Source organism: Ancylomarina longa (genome assembly GCF_003996985.1).
GTDB classification, from domain to species: Bacteria; Bacteroidota; Bacteroidia; order Bacteroidales; family Marinifilaceae; genus Ancylomarina_A; species Ancylomarina_A longa.
This window is the reverse complement of the sequence record NZ_RJJX01000018.1, coordinates 22,380-44,103: the sequence shown is the minus strand read 5'-3', so window position 1 is coordinate 44,103 and position 21,724 is coordinate 22,380. Positions and strand designations below refer to the sequence as shown.

At 35.3% G+C, this 21,724-nt stretch carries 17 protein-coding genes; 11 read left to right on the top strand and 6 right to left on the bottom strand.

Translation table 11 applies throughout. The features are described 5' to 3' along the window. Positions 1-49: 49 nt before the first annotated feature. Complete coding sequence (ligA, locus tag DLK05_RS12250) at positions 50-2,059, bottom strand: NAD-dependent DNA ligase LigA (protein WP_127344295.1); 2,010 nt, start codon at positions 2,057-2,059, stop codon at positions 50-52. Between the two features lie 845 nt (positions 2,060-2,904). On the opposite strand from ligA, the gene DLK05_RS12245 reads away from it, so the two are divergent. The 9 genes from DLK05_RS12245 to DLK05_RS12205 all read left to right on the top strand — a co-directional run bounded on the left by DLK05_RS12245 (position 2,905) and on the right by DLK05_RS12205 (position 14,574). After that, positions 2,905-3,249, top strand: a complete 345-nt coding sequence (locus DLK05_RS12245) for a LiaF transmembrane domain-containing protein (RefSeq protein ID WP_127344294.1) — start codon at positions 2,905-2,907, stop codon at positions 3,247-3,249. Positions 3,250-3,273: 24 nt separating this feature from the next. Continuing rightward, positions 3,274-3,987, top strand: coding sequence for a LiaF transmembrane domain-containing protein (locus DLK05_RS12240; RefSeq protein ID WP_127344293.1), 714 nt, complete (start codon positions 3,274-3,276; stop codon positions 3,985-3,987). A gap of 5 nt (positions 3,988-3,992) precedes the next feature. Continuing rightward, a complete protein-coding gene (locus DLK05_RS12235; protein WP_127344292.1) occupies positions 3,993-5,045 on the top strand; it encodes a sensor histidine kinase in 1,053 nt (350 codons plus the stop codon). A 3-nt stretch (positions 5,046-5,048) separates the two neighbouring features. Continuing rightward, a complete protein-coding gene (locus tag DLK05_RS12230) occupies positions 5,049-5,801 on the top strand; it encodes a LytR/AlgR family response regulator transcription factor (protein ID WP_127344291.1) in 753 nt (250 codons plus the stop codon). 286 nt (positions 5,802-6,087) lie between these two features. After that, positions 6,088-8,487: a TonB-dependent receptor gene (locus DLK05_RS12225; RefSeq protein WP_127344290.1), complete on the top strand. Its 2,400-nt coding sequence runs from the start codon at positions 6,088-6,090 to the stop codon at positions 8,485-8,487. Between the two features lie 249 nt (positions 8,488-8,736). Next, positions 8,737-9,069 (top strand): cupin domain-containing protein, encoded by a 333-nt coding sequence (locus DLK05_RS12220; RefSeq protein ID WP_127344289.1) that lies wholly within the window; start codon positions 8,737-8,739, stop codon positions 9,067-9,069. 231 nt (positions 9,070-9,300) lie between these two features. Next, positions 9,301-10,677: an MATE family efflux transporter gene (locus DLK05_RS12215; RefSeq protein ID WP_127344288.1), complete on the top strand. Its 1,377-nt coding sequence runs from the start codon at positions 9,301-9,303 to the stop codon at positions 10,675-10,677. A gap of 78 nt (positions 10,678-10,755) precedes the next feature. Further along, positions 10,756-13,362, top strand: a complete 2,607-nt coding sequence (locus tag DLK05_RS12210) for a T9SS type A sorting domain-containing protein (protein WP_127344287.1) — start codon at positions 10,756-10,758, stop codon at positions 13,360-13,362. 168 nt (positions 13,363-13,530) lie between these two features. Continuing rightward, the gene (locus tag DLK05_RS12205) at positions 13,531-14,574 is read left to right on the top strand and encodes a lactonase family protein (protein WP_209319862.1); all 1,044 of its coding nucleotides are present in this window, start codon (positions 13,531-13,533) and stop codon (positions 14,572-14,574) included. A 99-nt stretch (positions 14,575-14,673) separates the two neighbouring features. On the opposite strand, the gene DLK05_RS12200 is transcribed toward DLK05_RS12205, so the two are convergent. The 3 genes from DLK05_RS12200 to DLK05_RS12190 all read right to left on the bottom strand — a co-directional run bounded on the left by DLK05_RS12200 (position 14,674) and on the right by DLK05_RS12190 (position 15,922). After that, the gene (locus DLK05_RS12200) at positions 14,674-14,979 is read right to left on the bottom strand and encodes an ASCH domain-containing protein (protein WP_127344285.1); all 306 of its coding nucleotides are present in this window, start codon (positions 14,977-14,979) and stop codon (positions 14,674-14,676) included. Between the two features lie 83 nt (positions 14,980-15,062). Further along, entirely contained in the window at positions 15,063-15,500 is a 438-nt protein-coding gene (locus DLK05_RS12195; protein ID WP_127344284.1) for an NUDIX hydrolase, read from the bottom strand. Next, entirely contained in the window at positions 15,497-15,922 is a 426-nt protein-coding gene (locus DLK05_RS12190; protein WP_127344283.1) for a VOC family protein, read from the bottom strand. Before DLK05_RS12190 ends, DLK05_RS12195 begins: the two co-directional genes overlap by 4 nt. A gap of 450 nt (positions 15,923-16,372) precedes the next feature. Here DLK05_RS12190 and DLK05_RS12185 point away from each other — a divergent pair, with 450 nt between their 5' ends. Both DLK05_RS12185 and DLK05_RS12180 read left to right on the top strand, forming a co-directional pair. Next, the gene (locus DLK05_RS12185; protein WP_127344282.1) at positions 16,373-18,559 is read left to right on the top strand and encodes a GH92 family glycosyl hydrolase; all 2,187 of its coding nucleotides are present in this window, start codon (positions 16,373-16,375) and stop codon (positions 18,557-18,559) included. 20 nt (positions 18,560-18,579) lie between these two features. Further along, positions 18,580-19,416 (top strand): endonuclease/exonuclease/phosphatase family protein, encoded by an 837-nt coding sequence (locus DLK05_RS12180; RefSeq protein ID WP_127344281.1) that lies wholly within the window; start codon positions 18,580-18,582, stop codon positions 19,414-19,416. Between the two features lie 788 nt (positions 19,417-20,204). Here the strand turns inward: DLK05_RS12180 and DLK05_RS12175 are convergent. Further along, positions 20,205-20,807: an FmdE family protein gene (locus DLK05_RS12175; RefSeq protein ID WP_127344280.1), complete on the bottom strand. Its 603-nt coding sequence runs from the start codon at positions 20,805-20,807 to the stop codon at positions 20,205-20,207. 12 nt (positions 20,808-20,819) lie between these two features. Then, positions 20,820-21,722, bottom strand: coding sequence for a cation diffusion facilitator family transporter (locus DLK05_RS12170; RefSeq protein ID WP_127344279.1), 903 nt, complete (start codon positions 21,720-21,722; stop codon positions 20,820-20,822). Positions 21,723-21,724 lie beyond the last annotated feature (2 nt).

Genomic DNA, 21,724 nt, shown 5'->3' with positions numbered 1-21,724 from the left:
AAAATTAAAAGGATAAAAGAGTTAAAAGACACAAGGATGAAAATTGAGATTATTCCCCAATTTTTCCTAAAAACTCATCTTCGCTAATCATTGGGATGTTTAAGGTTTCAACCTTAGCTAATTTGCTGGGACCAATTTTTTCTCCTGCCAGCAGAAAGCTTGTCTTTTTAGAGATAGAACTTACATTTTTGCCACCATGCAACTCAATTAATTCCTTTAATTCATCTCGTGAATATTTAGAAAAACTACCGGAAATTACAATCGATAATCCTTCCAAAATTTTGCTTCCTACTCCTTCTTCCTGTTCTTTGCCTTGTAATTGCAGACCAAAAGATTTTAGCCTGGCGATCAATTCCTGATGATAATCATTCGAAAAATACTCCATGATGCTCACTGCAATTTTATCGCCAATTTCATCAACTTCCACCAGTTCTTCCATGGTAGATTGAGCCAACGTATCAATCGAAGGTATAGCTTTAGCAAGTTTTTTTGCCACTGTTGCACCAACATAGCGAATGCCGAGTGCGTACAAAACTCGTTCATACGGGACTTGCAGGGAATCCTGAATGCTATTTAAAATTCTTTCGGCTGATTTATCACCCATGCGTTCCAAGGGAACAATATCAGCTTTGCTTAATTCATATAAATCTGCAACATTACGAATTAATTTTTTCTGATAAAGCAGATCAATTGTCTCTTCGCCTAATCCATCGATATTCATTGCTCTACGACTAATAAAATGTTCAATCTTTCCTTTAATCTGTGGAGGGCAGAGCATGTCGTTCGGACAATAATGATTGGCTTCTCCCTCTTTACGGATCAATAAACTTCCACATTCGGGACAGGTATCAATAAATTCAATTGCTTTTGCATTTGCCACGCGTTCATTGGTTTCTACACCTACAATTTTGGGAATTATTTCCCCACCTTTTTCCACATAAACCGTATCGTTTTCGTGCAAATCGAGATTCTGAATAATGTCTGCATTGTGTAGCGATGCTCTTTTTACTGTTGTTCCAGCCAGCTGTACCGGATCAAGATGTGCAACTGGTGTTATCGAACCGGTTCTTCCAACCTGATAAGTGATTTTTTGTAATCGGGTGGCAACTCTTTCTGCTTTATATTTATAGGAAATAGCCCAACGTGGTGATTTGGCCGTAAACCCCAATTCTTCCTGCTGATCCAGAGAGTTTACTTTTATTACAATCCCATCGATGGGAACCGGAAGATCTTCCCTTTTTTTATCCCAAAGCTGAATAAATGCGATTACCTCGTCGATATTTTTACAAAGGGCAGTATTCTCTGATATTTTAAAACCCCAATTGGCAGCCTGTTGCAGGTTTTGATAGTGGGTGCGGGCAGGGATTTCTTTTCCTAATAAATAGTAGAGATAACAGTCCAGATTTCGCTTGGCTACCATCGCAGAGTTCTGCATTTTTAATGTACCCGAAGCAGCATTTCTGGGATTGGCAAATGGCAGTTCTCCAATTTCTTCGCGTTCTTCGTTTAGTTTTTTAAAAACAGCAAAAGGCATCAAAATTTCGCCACGGATCTCAAATTCATCGGGATAATCATTACCACTTAATCGCAAAGGAATGGAGCGAATCGTTTTTACATTTGCAGTAACATCATCGCCTCTAACACCATCACCACGAGTAACGGCCTGTATCAGATTCCCGTTTTTGTAGCTCAAGGAAATTGAGGTGCCATCGTATTTCAATTCACAGGCATATTCCACTTCTCCATCTATCAATTTCTTGATTCTGGTTTCAAAATCACGGATTTCTTCTTCGGAATAGGTATTCCCAAGCGAGAGCATGGGATATTTGTGTTCTACCTGATTAAACTCCAGATTGATATCACTTCCTACTCGTTGCGATGGGGAATTGGGGTCCTGCAGTTCCGGATGCTGTTTTTCCAGATCTATCAATTCTTTCAGGAGCATATCGAAATCGAAATCGCTAATGCTGGGTTGAGATAAAACGTAATAATTATGGTTGTAGGTATGTAATTGTTCGCGTAATGTTGCGATGCGAATTTTTGCTTCTTCTTGATTCATAAGTGTTAAGATAAATCATAAGTGAATAGGAGAGAGGGAGCTTTGGATTCCGCTCTGCCATGGTAAAAATAATAAACATGAACGGCTTTATCGAATAGATTGGAATGAATATTTCTATGATTTTTGTGGCGGAAAGAAGCTTCCTTTTTGTAGGCTTTGAAACCTATCGTTCACACTCAATAAGGATCTTTGATTTTAAATTAGTTGAACTATTATAAGCTATAAAAGTGGTAAGTGATACCCCGCTTTTTTCTTGATAAAAGCCCTCTACGAGAATTTATGGCTTGATTCTTATTCACATCGCTTGTATTCAATTTGGAAATTGCATCTCTCACAAAAAATGAGTGTCAACTCATGAATAAAGCTATTCCTCTCATCCCTGAACTCACTCCTCTCACTCCGAAAACTATTCCTCTCACCTCCGAACCCCCATTTCTCACCTGGGAACCCTTCATTTCTCACCTGGGAACCCCCATTTCTCACTTCCAAACCCCTCTTTCTCACAAAATATGCCATTGAAAATAGGAGAGGAGATTACTAATAAAAGCAATTCAATATCCTTGAAGTTCCTGGCAGAAAGAAATGTAAAAAGATTGAAAGAAGAATTGTTTTTTGAAGGAAAACTGCCACAAAAATAAGTGTTGTATCTCCTATTTCAACCAAACAAGAGAATCCTCGCTATTCATTTTAGAAGACCACCATAGTGTGGTCTTTTTAATTTTCTGCATATTTTCTTTACCATTTACCGATTAGAATAAGCCTTTAATCGATTTGGAGTATTTTTATGGGCAATCATAGTCTAAATTAGCATTAGAATTAAAGGAAAAACCTAAAATGTAATTGTTATGAAGGAGATGAAAAAAAGGCATAGCTTATTTATAGGAATACTACTAATCATTGTGGGAGTAGTAGTTTTACTACAGCAAGTGAACTTTCAATCCGAGTTTATAGAGACTTATCTATATCGTTGGGAAGCCATTTTGATTTTAATTGGAGTTTTACAGATTGCTGTGAGCAGAAAAATATTTTCAGGAATAATTGCCATGGGTGTGGGGATCTATTTTATGATGGATAATCTCACTTTTATGCCACAGAACTGGGAAATATGGTTCTTTCCAGTAATTCTAATCTTGGGAGGGATTGCATTTATTTTTGCACCCGATTCACCTTACTGTAGTAAAAAACAATAAATTCATTGCTTAAAATAGAATATTATGAGATCACATCATCAATCAAATCAAAATAACCGAGCCATTTTTGGTATTTTCTTAATCCTTTTTGGCTTACTATTGGTATTCAAAAACCTCGATATATTTCCTTATGAATTTAGACATATAATCTTTTCCTGGCCTGCGTTATTGCTTGGATTAGGAGCTCTTTTCTTTCTTGGTAAAAAGGATAAAACTGCAGGGATTGTTTTAATGATTGTAGGAGGTGTATTCCTCTTTCCTCTGGTCTTTGATTGGGGATATAACTTACGCGGATTGTTTTGGCCTATCATCTTAATTCTTGTAGGTGTTGTTATCATACGCAGGCGAGGAGATTACGACTTTAGAAATCGTTCGGATAAAGAAACTTCCGTTGATTATATCGATGAGTTAAATATTTTTGGTGGTGGCGAAAAGGTAATTAATAACAAGAATTTTAAAGGAGGGAAAATAACCTGTGTATTTGGTGGTTCCCAACTAAATTTAACCAATGCACAGTTGGCTGAAGGAACTAATGTTATCGATTTGTTTGCCATGTTCGGAGGATGTACTTTAATTGTGCCATCCGATTGGGATGTTAGGGTAGAGGTGTCAGCAATATTGGGAGGAGTATCAGATAAGAGAATGCCAACAACCAATTATATTGTTGAGCCTAAGAAAGAGTTAGTGATTAAAGGATTAGTTGCCTTAGGAGGATGCGAAATTAAGTCCTATAAATAGAATCGATGAAGCACCCCGTACTACATTTTCGATACGGAATACCCATTTACCTTGCTAGTTGGGTATTCTTTGTTACTTCATTATTTATAATTGGATGGTATTTTGATGGCAGGCCTGTATATAACTCACTTGCAAATGCATTCAGCTTTTCTTTACCATTACTGATATTAGGGGCTTGTATCTGGTTTGTTGTTGTATATACTAGTCTCGAAAATTCTGGAGTTGCCGGATTTTTGCTACACCATTTAACAGCCGGAATTATAATTGTAGGGTTATGGATTTCTTTGTCTTATCAGATAAGAATAACTTTTTTTGATACTTATCCTCAGGAAGGCTTAAACTGGATAATCCCTATTCATTGGCAGATCTTTCTTGCTTTGTGCACCTACGACTATATTGTGATGGTGTATTATCTTATCATATACTATCAGAATTTTAAAGAGAAACTAACAAATGAATCGGAATTGAAAAATTTGGTAAAGGAAGCGGAGCTCAATGCATTAAAATCGCAAATTAATCCTCATTTTTTATTTAATAGTTTGAATTCTGTTAGTTCACTCACTTTGTCGAATCCTGAGGATTCTCGTGAAATGGTGGTGAAGTTGTCTACATTCCTGCGCTATTCATTAGATCAGAATTTAAAGGAGCTAAATAGTCTGAAGAATGAATTGGATAATATTCGTTTGTATCTGGAGATTGAAAAAGTGCGTTTTGGCGACCGTTTGCAGTTGGAATATGACTTGACAGAAACTTGCAGGCACTTAAAAATACCAAATCTGATATTGCAACCTCTTTTCGAGAATGCTATAAAATACGGAGTTCATGAGAGTTTGGAACCAGTTACTATTCGGACTAAGTGTCGGGCAGAGGAAGGTAGACTAAAAATTAGCATTACAAATAATTTCGATCCGGATTCGGTGCCAAGTAAGGGAAAAGGAATTGGATTGAGAAATATACAGGAGCGTTTGCGATTAATATACGGACGAGCAGACCTAATGAAAATAGTAAAAGGAAATGATCATTTTACAGTTCATCTTGAATTTCCACAAAGTGTATAAAATATGAATAATTTGAAGGCTTTAATTGTAGATGACGAAAGTCTGGCGAGAGATTTGGTTCGCAATTTTTTGAAAGATCATTCGGATATTGAAATTGTAGGGGAATGTTCCGATGGATTTCAGGCCTTAAAAGCCATCAGCAATTTGCAACCCGATTTGGTGTTTTTAGATATCCAGATGCCTAAGTTAACTGGTTTCGAAATGTTGGAATTACTTGATGATGCCTGTAATATTGTATTCACTACCGCTTACAATGAATATGCTATTAAAGCCTTTGAACACAATGCTATTGATTACCTGCTAAAACCATTTTCGAAGGATAGGTTTGAGGATGCTTTGGAAAAGGCAAAGGAGAGAATCACTCATTCAAGCAGAAGTAGAGAAGCAATTGAAAAACTAAAATCGCATAATGATACTGCCAAAGAGGAATTAACGCGCGTAGTAGTAAAATCCCGAAATAAAATAGATGTGATTGCTGTTTCTAAAATAAGATACTTCGAAGCACAGGACGATTACGTAATGATTTATACGGATCAGGGACATCATCTCAAACAAAAAACTATGAAGTACTTCGAATCTCATCTGAATGATAAAGAATTTTGTAGAATTCATCGTTCCTATCTGGTTCGAATCGATCAAATATCACAATTACAACCTTACGAAAAGGACCAATGGATTGTGATTCTTAAGACAGGAGAGAGTTTAAAAGTAAGTAGAAATGGATTTAAACTGTTAAAACAACAATTGGAGATATGATAAAATTATTAGCAAAAATAGTAGACCACCATTCATTCGAATAGGTGGTTTTTTGTTGTTGTCAGGTAAACTATTATGGCGAATTGTGTTATTACCGGATAAGCAACAAGTTCTTTAGATAACTAATACAAAGTTACTGAGGGAAACTATTTCGTGCGAATAAGCGATATTCTCTGACAAACGGCAGATTTTTATTAATTAATAATAGATTTTTTAAAATTTATATGTACTTACATCATAAATTTTTTATTTTTGTTCTGCCTAACTATAAAAATCTAATTGACTAATGAACCTAAAATTTACTTATTTAAAAAGCCTCATTTTTATTGCATTATTTATTTTATCGACTACCGCATTAAATGCTCAAAATAAGTCGACAGATGTAATGAATTCTAGCTTAAAAGGACAGATTGCCGAAAAGGAAAATCAAAAGCCTTTGGAATTTGCCACTGTTTCTATTTATACCCTTTCAGATTCTACTTTCGTTAAAGGAACAATTACCAACAAAAGAGGAGAATTTAAACTCGATAAATTGAAAGAAGACAAATACTTTCTGAAAGTTGATTTCATGGGATTCCAGGGAATACATGGAAGTACCCTATTTCTGAAAGAAAATCAGCACAAAGTAATTTCTAAGCCTATTTATTTGCAATCGGATACCAAGAGTATATCCGAAGTTAAAGTGGAAGGAAAGCGTGACTTTTCAAGAGTTGAATTGGATAAAACGGTTTATAATGTTTCCAATTCACCAGTTGCTGACGGAGGTTCTATTAATGATGTGCTTGCTACTATTCCTAAATTGAGTGTAAATCCAGAGGGAGAAATTCAATTTCGTGGTAGTTCAAACGTAAAAATTTTGATTGATGGTAAAATCAGTGGCGTATTAGGATTAAATCCTGCGGATATATTAAGAAATATGTCAGCTGCTGATGTTGATAGGGTAGAGTTGATCAGTAGTTCTTCTGCTAAATATGATGCTTCCGGAGCCTCAGGAATTATTAATATTATAATGAAAAAAGAGCATACCAAAGGCTTTAATGGTAATTTTTCAGGTACGGTTGGAACAAAGGATAAGCATGGAGCGAATGCTAGTGCAAATCTCCGCACTGGAAAAATAAATCTATCAGGATTCTATAGCTATCGCAACGAGTGGGCAGCAAGAGATTATTCCGTTGACAGATTAATACACAGTGGTAGCTTTTTAAATAGTCTGAAGGAAAATGCAGATGTTGATTTTGGAAATAGGAGTCACATTAGTAAAATTGGTTTGGATTATCTAATTAATGACAATAATACTTTAAGTCTTGCTGTTACCAATCGAATGTTTAAGCAAAATTGGAATGGGTTTTATATATACGATAGAGCTAATTTATTAAGCAGTTCATTTCCGGAGGAAACATCACGGGAAAGTGCAGTTGATATCGATATGTTATCGTGGGTTTACAATGCGTCCTTTATTCATAAATTTGAAAAAAAAGGAGAAGAATTATCTGTTGATGTGGCTTATACAGATAATAGTGCAGATAATGAAGGGAAATATAAAGATTGGGATTCTGATAATAATTTGACAGAATCTAATGATTTCTTTAATTCAGATCGGAAGGAAGCTGTTGTACAGATTGATTACAGTCACCCTGTAGGGAAAAGCGCTTCTATTGAAACGGGGTATATGTACCGCAGTAACGAAATTGATTATAATGAACCTGCAGACATGTCTACCGCTTTTAATTACAAGGAGCAAATTCATGGTTTGTATGTGCAGTACAATGGGAAAAAGGGAAATTTAGGATACCAATTTGGTGTAAGATCCGAATATTCTGATATCCAAACCAATCAAGCTTATAATGATGAGTATCTGGATTTCTTTCCAAGCATGCATTTATCATACAGATTAAACGATAAAAAGCAGGTGATTTTATCCTATTCAAAAATGGTTTATCGTCCTGATTCCAGAATGTTGAATCCATTTCAGAATTTGAAGGATCCGGAAAATCAGCGATTGGGTAGTCAGGATATATCTGCTTATTATACGCATAATGGGGAATTGTCAATTGCATTTAAAAGAGATAAAGCAAATTATAAAATAGGAGTATTTGCAAATTACTATAACAATTTAATTAATCAGTTTAGAAGTGTGGATTCAAATGGAAATGCTATTGTTTCCTACACGAATCTTAATAGCAAATTTACTTACGGTCTGGAGGTTGAGGCTTCTGCTAAATTCAATAAATGGTGGAGTTTTAATGGATATGTTTATTCCGGATATGAAAAAAATTCTCCAAACGACGAATTGAAATTTAAATCAAATGATGCTTATTTCTTGGAAGGAAAAGTCACTTCTGTGATGAGAATTCCGAATTGGTTTAATTTTCAGGCCAGTTTCCGTTATCAGACCAATACGCCTACAGCTCAAGGAGAATACGATAACTTGTACTATGTCGACTTAGGATTTAGCCGAAGAATTTTGAAGAAAAAAGCTAGTCTATCCTTAAATGTGTATGATCTATTTGATACTTTCAAATTTAAAATTAATTCCGGCGATACAGATTTTGACCAACGAGAGTTAAATGGAAAAGAAACCAGAATAGCAAAATTGACATTTAGATATTTCTTTGGAAAGAAATACCGGATTTTAAAGGCAAGAACAAAACAAAAAAGGATGCGCCATTACGAAATGGACATTTAGTCTTCATGATTTGAATTAATAATTAAAACCTCTTCGCAAGATGAGGTTTTTTTGCTTTACCAGGAATGATGCGATTAAAAATTGGACTAAACAATTCTGAATTTGTGCGAATATGATGGCGAATCAATAAGTTGTAATATTCTATTTTGAAATATTAAATTTGCAGGAATGCATAGTTTTGACGTCTTTGTATTTTTTAATATTTATATCTTTTGTTTGAAATTCTTTGTACACATTAAAATTAATGTAATGAGTAACATTTATCCAGATATTATAAAGGATCTACCTGAGGCAAATATTCCCTTTGATGGTGTTCGTGGTTGGGTAGCACAAGGTGAAAATCATCAAATTGTATTCTTCGAAATAGAAGCAATTGGCAAAGTTCCCCGTCATTCTCATGCTGCACAATGGGGAGTTGTTATTGATGGAAATATGGATTTAACTATTGGAGGAGATACTAAAAATTATCGAAAAGGAGATCATTATTTTATTTCTGAAGGAGTACTGCATTCGGCTATTTTTCATACCCGAACAATTGTGATGGATTACTTTGCTGAAAAAGACAGGTATGTATTGCTTTAAATAATATCTACTGCACATTTTAATAAATTGATCTTTATGATACTATAAACATCTATAGTATCATAAAGAAAATAGGTTCAAATAGATTTTGTCGACTTTGATTCTGTTGACCTCTTCTCATCATTGATTTACCTCCATGTAATCGTTATTTGCCGATTTCCCTACCTTTTTATTTAGATTTAATAACCATTACACTGCATTAATGGTACATTTGCCACACTAAAATTGCCTATGGATAGAAATTCCCAAAATGTTTACGAACTCGAGAATTCAAGCATCAAGAAATTGTTGTGGAAATATTTTTTGCCAGCTTTCACTGGCGTAATGGTAAATTCGCTGTACAATGTTGTTGATAGAATTTTTATCGGTCAGGGAGTAGGAGCAATTGCATTATCCGGATTAAGTGCGGTGTTTCCAATCATGCTAATACTTATGGCATTTGGGATGTTAATTGGTTTAGGCGCGGGAGTTCGGATTTCTATTAACCTTGGGAAAAAAGATTTTGCGAGGGCAGAGTGGGTTTTAGGTAATTCCTTTGTTTTAATGATAATTGTTTCGGTACTGATAACTATTATAGGATTCACAATAAAAGACCCATTGCTTCGATTGTTTGGTGTTGGAGTAGATACAATGGATATTGCTAACGAATATTTAAATATCATTCTATATGGGGCAATATTTAGTGTTGTAGGTTTTTCCATGAATAACCTTATCCGATCAGAAGGAAATGCCAAAATAGCTATGTATTCTATGCTGATTAGTGCTGGAACTAATATCGTGCTGGATCCCATCTTTATTTTTGTTTTGGATTTGGGTGTTGCAGGTGCTGCCTGGGCAACTATTATTTCTCAATTTATCCTATGCATCTGGGTTGTTCGTCATTTCTTAAGTCAAAAATCAGTAATTAAATTACGCTTGTCTAATTTTAAACTCAACGGACAGATCGTGATTTATATAATTACAATTGGCTTTGCACCTTTTTCTATGCAGATTGCAGGTAGTTTCGTACAGGCTCTTTACAATATTCAATTGGTTAAATTCAGTAATGACATTGCCATTGCAGCCATGGGAGTGATCAATTCAGTTGCTATGTTGATTGTAATGACCGTGGTAGCAATTAATATGGCAGCACAGCCTATATTCGGATTTAATCACGGAGCAAAGCACTATGAACGAGTTAAAGAAACATTGATTATTTGTATGAAAGCCGCAACCGGAATAGTGATTTTGGGTTGGGTAGTAGTTCAACTATTCCCAGAAACACTTGTACAGGTATTTAATAGTAGTAGTGAGGAATTGCTGAAAGTTGGTTCTGTAGGTTTAAAAACTTTTTTAATTGCTTTACCTGTTGTGGGTTTCCAGATTATAGTAGGGAATTATTTTCAATCTATTGGAAAGGCTGGAATTTCCACTTTACTTACCCTAATGCGACAAGTAATTTTGCTTATCCCAATTTTGTTTTTTCTGCCACGTTTCCTGGGATTGACCGGTGTTTGGTTTGCTGGCCCAATTTCTGATGTTGGATCGGCGATTATTGCCGGCATTTTTATTTTTAGAGAATTCAAAAAACTGAATAGAAATATATCCTTTCCGCTGAATTCTAAATAAGCTCTGTAGAGGTGTTTTTATCCTTATCAATTCCTTGGAATTTTGTATTTTATAATACGTTATAAAATCGAGGGTGTGATGAGGAGTGTATTTATTTTTTTGTTTTTCTTTCTACTTACCGCGTGTTATTCGCAGGATGTTCCTACAATTCATGCGAACAGACCAAGATTGGATATTTCAGCCGAACGCTTTAATTGGTTGAAAGCAAATATTTCGGGAGGAGAAAGCGGTGAGACCTATAGTCGATTTAAAAGTAGTTACGACAGAAATTGGGTAACCGATGCCGATACTTACCTTGTGGGGTCGGATTCTAGTCAATGGCATTATAATTTTAATTCGAATAGTGCATTTCAGATGTCGAAGATGACGGCATTTCTTTTGCAATTGGGAACTGATGGTTTAGCACAGAAAAGATGTGAATTTATTATTTCCAGATATATTGAATATCTCGAGGGGTTAAATTTTAATAATTACTCAGGAGATACCAAGGAAAATCTCTTACGCATCAACTGTGACTATGGTGGAATTCTTTTAGATTGGACCTATGATGAAATTCCTCAAGCTCTTCGGCAGGATTTATCTAAAGCTCTTTACCGGGTTTTGGAGTATTTTATGGAGAATTATGTACTTACACCTTCTGGAAATAGTTATGTTTCCAGTCACAATATTTACAATTGTAGTATAACAATGCATGCCACGTTGGCACTTCATGGAGCCGATGGTTTGTCTTCCTCCCAAATGTCAACAATAAATGCTTGGTATAAAACTTTGGTTGATAAATGGGAGAATGGGATTTTACCAGCCTTTGCTTACTTTCGTGATGATGATGGTGGTTGGAATTGGGGAGCTGCATATTCGATGTTTGGTTTACCAAGACAATATCAATTGTTCGATGATATGCTTTACGCTACTGATAAAAATTATTATCAAGATCAGCCTTGGGTAAGGGAATCTATCAATCAGTACTGGTACTTCTATCGTCCTGATCATTTTACTATTCATTTGGGAGATGCAATAATTCATTTAGATCAGGCTAACAGGGTAATGTACCGCCATGCAGCTCAATTTGGAGATCCGAGAAGTCAGTATTTGGTGCAGATTTATGGTGGAGTGGGATATTTAAATAATTCCAGTTTAATTTTTCAAAAGCTATTGTATAAGGATTTTGAAGCAGCGAATGTACAACACCCGCAACCACCTTTGAACTGGTGGGCTAATAAAACGGGATTAGCAGTTAGTAGAACATCCTGGGAAGATGATGCAACAATGCTTTGGTTTTACTGTGCTCCTTCTAAGAGGGCAGATCACGAACATCGCGATAATAATACTTTCACGATTATTCGCGATAAGCCTTTGATTTTAGATGCTGGTTTTTATGATTCTTTCGGAACATCTCATTACAATAACTATTATTCCCGAACCATTGCGCATAATTCTGTTTGTGTTTATGATGCTTCCGAAACCTATCGGAATTTTGGAAAAACAGTTTCTAATGATGGAGGACAAATTGAATCGGATAGGTTAGAAAACTTAAATGATGTTTTTTCTGATGATCACAAACGCGGAAAGTGGATACGTTACGCCTCGGGAGAAGATTATTCCTATCAGGTAGCAGATGCTGCTGATTCGTACCAAGCTGACAAACTGGATCGATTTGAAAGAAGGGTTCTATTTCATAAACCGGACCGTGTGCTAGTGTTAGATCATATTCATTTGTTGTATACTCAGAGTAACGAGAGAAAAGCAAAGTATATCAATCATTTTGTAAATAGGCCTGAAATAAGTGGCAAAATTATCAATACTCAGGTAGCAGATCACATATTAACGTATAACGGACGCGATTACAAAACAACCAATGGTAAGGGAAGTCTTGCAATTCGAACACTACTTCCTGAATCTACTACCACAACTTTGATAGGTGGAAGTAATTATGAGTATTGGGTCGACGGAACAAATTATCCTCCAGATAGGAATATTGATTTGGTGAACGAACATCCTGGGTTTTGGCGGATTGAGGTGGAACCTACAAATGTACAGGAGAATCTTACTTTTTTGCACACAATTAAAATTGGTGATAATAAAAACCCGGCATCTTCAGGTGGAAAACTTATTTCTAATGCTAATACGATTGGTGTGGATTGGGAAAATCATCTTTACCTTTTTCAGGCACAGGGTGATACAGCTAGCATGTCTTACACGGCAAATCCAGTTGCCGGAGATCGGGTTTTAAAAATTTTTGCTCTCGATTTAAAGAGCAATTCCTCTTTTGGTGTTTTTGTAGATGATACCTTGCAGCGCGTTGGCGATGCCAATAAGAATGGCGTTTTTGAAATCACGGTTGATCTGTCATCTGGTAATCACAAGCTTGTATTGAAGGATACCATTGCTGCAGATCCTAATCCCGGAACCGATCCGGAACCTAGTCCGGAGGAAGGAAACAAAGAAAGTGGCAGCGTATTGGTTTATCCCAATCCTACTAATGGAATTTTTACAGTATCAATTGATGAGGATACGGTTAGCGAATTTGAATTAAGTATTTATGATTCCAATGGACGAAAAATATCAGAACATCATCAAAATAGTAATCAGGCAAATATTGATCTGACTGCCTTATCTGCAGGAATTTATTTGCTGATAATTCAATACCTAAATAAAACTATTAAGAAGAAAATCGTATTGATTTAAAACGTTTCAATTCCGGATTAGGGGTAACTATAGATGTGTAGCAAATGATCTCATTTATATTTACCCTATCTTTATGCATTCAAAAAAATCAATTGTATGTTTAAGAGAAATTTCATCGTCATAATGCTTTTATTGGCTGTATTCGCATGTCAGAACCAAAAAACAAATATGAAAAAAGTAAATTATTCTTTTTATGTCGGAACTTATACAGATACAAGTTCCAAAGGTATTTATAAGGTGGAAATGGATTCTATTGGGCATATGACGATGTTAAGCTTACAAGCTAGATCAGATAATCCATCTTTTTTGACTTTTGCTAATAATGGAAACACTCTATTGGCAGTAAATGAGATAAATACTGTTGAAGGAAAAGGAACGGTTGAATCCTATTTGGTTGGTAATTCTTTGAAATTAATCAGTCGTAGATCCAGTGGTGGAGCTCATCCTTGTTTTGTAGGTGCAAACCAAGAGGGAATTGTACTTACTGCAAACTACACCAGTGGAACCAATGGGCTTTTAAAAGTTGATAAGGATTCTAAATTGTCTACTCTTTTAGATGTGCAGCAACATATTGGGTCGGGAGCGAATAAAGTTCGACAGGACAAAGCGCATGCACATAGTATTTGGTTTGTACCTAATTCCAATTTGGTAATCGCAGTAGATTTAGGTACAAATGAATTGTGGATTTCGGAGATAGATCGTGTCAATAATAAGTTCCGATTGAAAGATAAATTAGAAATGGAAGATGGCGCAGGTCCGCGACATTTAGCTTTTCATCCTAATGATAAATATATATATGTGATTAATGAATTGAATAATACGATTAGTACAGTTCAGATTGCAGCAGATAAAACACTTAGCTTGCTAGGATCTGTTTCTACCTTACCAAATGATTTTCAGGGAGAAAGTTTTCCGGCAGATATTCATATTAGCTCCGATGGTAATTTTTTATATGCTTCAAATCGAGGACATAATAGTATTGCTATTTATAAGGTTTCAAATGGTGGAAAATTGAATTCCATAGGATTTGAATCTACTCTTGGCGATCATCCCCGTAATTTCAGCTTATCGCCCGACGAAAAATTTCTTCTCGTGGCAAATCAGAACACAAATAATATTGTGTGTTTTAAAAGAGATAAGAAGACAGGATTGCTCACATTTGTGGAAGAGTTGAAGGTTGCTAAACCAGTTTGTATACTATTTCAAAAATAATTTGTTATTCTGCCTAGAAAGAAATGCTTTTTGTAAATTTTCACATTGGCTTATTATTATTATGCAATATCGAGCCTAATCCTACTTGCTATTTTATTTCTAAATACAGCGAAATTCTACCAACATCAAGATATCTGTTTTTTCTAGTTTAGGATAAAATTTGAGGAGGATATTCCAAAGTTCCTGTTTCGATTGGAAACCATCTTTTTCCGCTTCTTTCTTACTAAGTTGATTAAAGGTTTTATGTGATACTTTAGTGATTTCAATAGGCAAAGACTTATTGTCAGAGAAAATGGCTTCAGCCTTACCCAAGGGATAAACAGGTTCTCCAACTCGGGCAGTTTGTGTTTTTATACCTTCTTTAATTGGTGTGTAAAAACCTTCGTGAAAATGAATCTGAGTCATATAATATTAATTGAAATGGATTTATTTTAATTTTCCTAAAACCTCCAAATTTTTGTAAAATTAGGAGGTTTTGGGAGATTTATTCAGGGATTAGTTGTAAGTAAGCAATTCTTTACTTTTTCAAATATTAAATTTTGAATATCCGGATAAGTGAGATTTTCTGGTAGATTTTTGAAAAGGCGGATCTCGGCAATTTCAAAAGGAGGCAATTCACCTAATTGTACTACATTGGCAAAGTATATTCTACCATAATTAGTTTCTCCCTTCCAATCGCAAGTATAATCGCATATCGTACGCAAATTAAAACTTATAGCTCCGGTTTCTTCATATAATTCTCTTTTTGCTGCTTGTAAAGCGGTTTCATTAGTTTCAATATGTCCGGCTGGCATTTCCCAGGTTTTTCGGGTATGGTTTCGTACAAAAATCCAATTATCTTGATATCTGGAGCAAACAATGGAATATTTCAGATTTTTCTCAGCGATGCTAAGCGGATCCATAAATCTCACTACAGCCTTTCTCATTCTGATGTTGATTTACCTTTATACATTTCACTGAACGGACCTTCAATGGGTTCCCATAATTCCACCTTATTTCCTTCAGGATCTAAAATCCATGCGAATTTACCATATTCAAATTCCTGCATTTCACCCACAATTTCAACGCCTTCTTCTTTTAGTAATTTTAATAACTCTACCAGATTTTCCACACGATAATTAAACATGAAATCTTTTTCCGAAGGCTGAAAATATTCTGTATTCTCATCAAACGGACTCCAAATGGTAAATGCAGTTTCTTCAGGTTTGCTTGTCTTTTGCCACTCAAAAACACCACCATACTCATCGGGACACTGAATGCCTAGATGTTTGTTGTACCATTCTCTTGTATCTTTTGGGTTTTTGCTTTTAAAGAAAATACCGCCAATTCCTGTTACACGTTTTTTCATAGTCTTACTTTTAGGTATGTATGTTTATTTTGTATTTATTCGATGTTTGAACTTCATTAAAAGCTTAAAGATAAGCACATGAAACGAACATTTATATTTAATCGATAAAATTACATACGGTGTAAGGCATAAATTTACATGCGGCTTTCATATAGCCTTAATATGAAAATTATAATACATGAAATCAATAAGTCAAAATCCTATTTAAGCAAAACTTGTGATATGAATTTCAATTATAGCTTCCTAAAAACCCGAAATGCAGAGGTGTTGTTTGAGTCTTTTAAGATAGTTTATCGTAGCAGAAACAACTCTTTTGTGTGACAGGAAAGGAGTTTTGCGGAATCAATATCGTACTTTTCACTATATTTGAAAGATTATTTCCCAAAAGCCAATTATTCCATTCTGATTTTTTAATGTTAGCACGTTTAAAAATCTAAATTTTTATTGAATATGAGATTACTAGCCTTTTGTTTGGCTGTACTTGGTCTTTTTGCATGCAGCAAAGAGTCGGGTAATGGGGAGAAAAAGTTCACTGCATATGTAAATACATTTGTTGGTACCGATGGATCTGGGAATACTTATCCGGGAGCAGTGGTTCCTTTTGGTATGGTACAATTGAGTCCTGATAATGGATTGCCTGGTTGGGACAGAATTGCAGGTTATTTTTGGCAAGATTCTACTATTGCAGGCTTTAGTCACACACATTTATCAGGAACAGGAGCGGGCGATATGTATGATTTGCTAATTATGCCCATGAATAGCCGATTTACAGAGAGTTTGACTCCAGATGGAGATTATCGTCCTTATTCAAAAATTTCGCATGATAGGGAAGAGGTATCACCGGGGTATTATAAAGTAGATTTATTGAGTTCGGGAATAACTGCCGAATTAACTACAACAAAACGGGTTGGTTTCCACCGATATACTTTTCCAAAAGATACAGCTTCTACAATAATACTCGATCTGGGATATAAATTGAATTGGGATAATCCCTACGATACCAAAATCATCGTCGAGAATGATTCTACCATATCCGGTTATCGTAAATCTAATGGCTGGGCTAAGGATCAACAGGTTTATTTCACAATTCAATTTTCAAAGGCATTCGATCATTTTGAATTGCAGCAATCGGGTGAACCATCTGAAAAAAGAGAGGTGCGTGGCACAAAGACAAAATTTATTGCTCATTTTCCTACCCGGGAAAAGGAGCAAATTCTGCTGAAAGTTGCACTATCCTATTCATCTATCGAAGGAGCCAGGCGAAATATGATTGCCGAAATACCAAATTGGGATTTTGATGCAACGAGGAAGCAAGCCGATGAGGAATGGAACACGGCCTTATCAAGAATAGAAATAGAAGGTTCGAAAGAAGAGAAAGAATTATTTTACACCAATTTATACCATGTTTATTTAACTCCAAGTTTGCTTTCCGATGTGGATGGCAGATATATTGGAGCAGACAGAAAGGAGCATATTGCAGTAGGATTTGATCGTTACGATACCTTTTCTTTATGGGATACCTATCGGGCTGCGCATCCCTTATACACGATTTTATGTCCCGATAAAGTGTCGGATTTTGTGCAATCTTTTTTGAGTCAATACGACGAAACAGGTTTGTTGCCTGTATGGTCTCTGGCAGGAAACGAATCGAATATGATGATTGGTTATCATGCTGTGCCCGTGATTGTAGATGCTTATTTCAAAGGAATAGAAATGGATGCGGAGAAAGCATATCTGGCATGTAAAGAGTCGGCAATGGAAAATGGTCGTCAGATACCGGAATATATGAAATTGGGTTATGTTCCTGCTAAGGCTGAAGGAGAAAACTGGTCGGTTTCGAAAACGCTGGAATATGCTTTCGATGATTGGTGCATTGCTCAATTTGCAAAGGCGTTGAATAAGCAGAAAGATTATAAATATTTTCTGAAAAGAGGGGAGAACTGGAAGTATTTATACGATAGTAAATCTACTTTCTTCAGACCCAAAGACGCGAAAGGACAGTTTCTGACTCCTTTTGACCCTAAGGCTTATACCAATTATTTTTGTGAGAGTAATGCATGGCAATATTTCTGGTATGTTCCTCAGGATATTCCCGGGTTTATTAAAACCGTTGGCGAAAAGCGATTTGCTGCAAAATTGGATTCTATGTTCACCTATTATCCCGAAAAGGATGATGATTTACCTATATTCAGTACCGGAATGATTGGGCAATATGCACATGGCAACGAACCAAGTCATCATGTGGCATATTTGTTCAACTACATCGGGCAACCGGAAAAAACACAAGAGTTGGTTCGTCGAATCATCAATACGCAGTACTCCACAAAACCTGATGGATATTGCGGAAATGAGGACTGTGGTCAAATGTCGGCATGGTTGGTGTTCTCTTCCCTGGGAATGTATCCTGTAAATCCAGCCAATGGGGTGTACGATCTTACTTCTCCAAGCGTAGCTAAAGCTGTAATTCATCTGCCAAATGGTAAAACGTTCACTGTTTCAACCGAAAATCAAGGAAAAGAGAACTATAATATCCTGAAAGTTTTACTAAATGGTGTGGAATATAACAAATCGACTATTACGCATCAGCAGCTAATGAAAGGTGGAGAATTACATTTTGTTTTGAGTCCGGGAAAGTAAATTTATATTAATTGAAATATATGAAACGTATTATTTTATTATCTGCAACATTATTGATTTTGATTGTTAATGTTCAAAGTCAGTCCTATCAATTCATGACTTACAATTTGAGATACGATAACCCAAAGGATGGAATCAACCGTTGGGATGTCCGAAAAGATAATCTTGTAAATCTGATTTTAAAATATAATCCTGATGTATTTGGAATACAGGAAGGATTGTATAATCAGGTTGAATATATGGATAGCTTATTGAGCGAATATACCTATGTGGGAGTAGGCAGGCACGATGGCAAAACCCAAGGGGAATATTCTGCTGTATTTTATAAAAAAGACCTTTTTAAAGTGATCAAACAATCTACATTTTGGTTGTCCCGGAAACCAGACAAGGTTTCCAAAGGTTGGGATGCGGCATTAAATCGAATTTGTACCTATATGTTCCTCGAAGATAAAGATTCCGGTAAACGATTTTGGGTTTTTAATACTCATTTCGATCATGTGGGTAAAAAAGCAAGAATTAATAGTGCTCATCTTATCTATAAAAAGATAAAGGAGCTGAATACCGAAGGATACCCTTATATTTTTATGGGGGATCTGAATTCAAAACCAGATACAAAAGTTTATCATTATTTAGATTCGCTACTGTATGATACATATAATTATGGAAGGGAAGGTAGATTGGGAGTACAAGGAACTTTTAATGGCTTTAAACACGATCAACCGGTTATAGATCGAATTGATTATATTTTCAAGAGTAAAAATGATGGAAAGGTAAAAGCTTTTAAAATTATTGATGATAAGATAAATGGTAGATTTCCGTCGGATCATTTACCGGTAATGGCTGAAATTGAATGGTAATATGTAATGATTGATAAAATAGAAAGGGTGAGAATATTATATATTTTCATCCAATATTGTCCTAATTAAATTGGCGCTTCGCCCAAACCCGACTTCATTTTTTGGTTTGATCCAAAAAACGAAGCAAAAAAGATCAAGGCTGCTTTTTAAATACCTTTCTTATTTGCCTCAAGCTTAAGTGCGGCCGGGTGATTTTCGAACAAAGTTCTCAACTTCCCGGTCTTACTAAAGCTTTCGTAAAACGAAAGCTATTTAATAAAGATGCCATTTGCCAGCTGCCAAGAAAAAACCCTTTATAGTGTTATTAGTCATAAACACTTGGGTTGCAATAAAAGGTATAAATAAACAGAACCGTTTAGGATAGAATTGATTCTCATACTTTTTCATTGGATTTAAATCAATTTCATTTTACGCTATCGTCAAACAAAAAAATGATGCTGTAATCTCCAGCGGATAGCTTTCAAACAAAAAAATGATGCTGTAATTTCCAGCGGATAGCTTCCAAACAAAAAAATGATGCTGTAATTTCCAGCGAATAGCCTTCAAACAAAAAAATGATGCTGTAATTTCCAGTGGATAGCCTCCAAACAAAAAATGATGCTGTAATTTCCAGCGGGTAGCCTCCAAACAAAAAAATGATGCTGTAATCTCCAGCGAATAGCCTTCAAACAAAAAAAACTCAGGTTATATTGTAATAAGAAGCTTCAAGTTTAGGATAATTTTTAACCCACCCAATATTCTATGCCACTTATTATTTATAACCTGAGTTTATTATCTGCTAATTGATATTATTTGGCCATGCAATCCTGACAAACTTTTTTGTCGCCTTTTATTCTTCCATATTGCTCTACAACCATTTCGCCGCATTCCTCACAAACAAATCCGTCGAAGGAAGGCTTTTCTTTAGGAAATTTATAGTTAAATATTTCAGAAACAGTTAGCATTTGCTCATCGGGAGCACTCATAATCATTTGTACTAATGGCTCAACAACTTCATCAGGAACCTGTGTAGGAGGAACTCCAACCATACGGTACTTGGTGAAAAATTCAGTCTTTTTATTGGCCATCATTGCTTCTGCTTTAGGAGTTACTCTTACTGCTCTATTGGTTTTTTTATCGATAAGTGTAACTCCCCATTTTCCTTTATAAGTTTTAGAGATATTTCCTTTACCATAAGTGCAGCCGGTAATTACCTGAATACCATCAGCAAAACAGGTTGCACAATGATTGTCCCCTAATTCTAAAATTGCGTGCAAAAAACCATCACCAGTACGTTCTACACCAAGAGCATTCATTGCAGCAGCACCAACTCTTAGACCATTAGGCATTGCAGGACATTTGTGACCATGGAACTTTTGTCCAATTTCTAACCATTCATTTGGATTAATCATGATATAAAAAATTTAAAAATGTTTATAAATAATTTGTTTATTATCAACAACCGAAAATTCTGGTTGTATCGTTACGTGTTTAATATTAAATTGAGATAGTATGTCTTTTATCTTTGTTAATACTAGTTCAAAATCCGTTATTTTAAAATCTTTGTGGACATCGATATGAGATTCAAACATGATGTTATGCTCATTTATTTGCCAAACGTGCACGTGGTGGATGTTCTTAATTTCCGGAATTTTGCTAAGCAGTTCCGTGATTTCATGAATTTCAATATTTGCAGGAGTAAACTGCATGATAATAGTAATGGCAGATTTAAAAATTCCCCAACTACTATAAAGCAAGTAAAGTGCAATGGAAATAGACAATATTGCATCAACCGATTGCCACCCAAAGTATTTCATTGATAATCCACCCACTAATACTGCAATTGAGGTAAGCATATCGCTAAAAAGATGGAGATAGGCTGATTTAATATTGATATTGTCATGAGCATCTTTACTAATAAATAAAACACTTAATCCATTTACAATTATACTTGCTAAGGCCATCCAAATCACCCAGTCAACAGCAACACTTTCTGGATTGAATAATCTAATTATTCCTTTAAATAAAATATAAAAAGCAAGTACGATAAGAGTGGTTGCATTTATAAACGCAGCCATTACTTCTGATCGACTAAAGCCATAAGTATGATTATTTGTTGCTGCTTTTTTTGTTAATTTATTTGCTAGATAGCTAATGATTAATGATAATACATCACTGAAGTTATGAATTGCATCACTTAACAGAGAAATACTTCCCGAAATGATTCCTCCAATGAGTTCTGCGAGCGTAATGAAAACATTAAGTAGAATAGACCAAAGTAGATTTTTCCCACTTACTTCGTGATGATGATGATTTTGTTTATTCATTT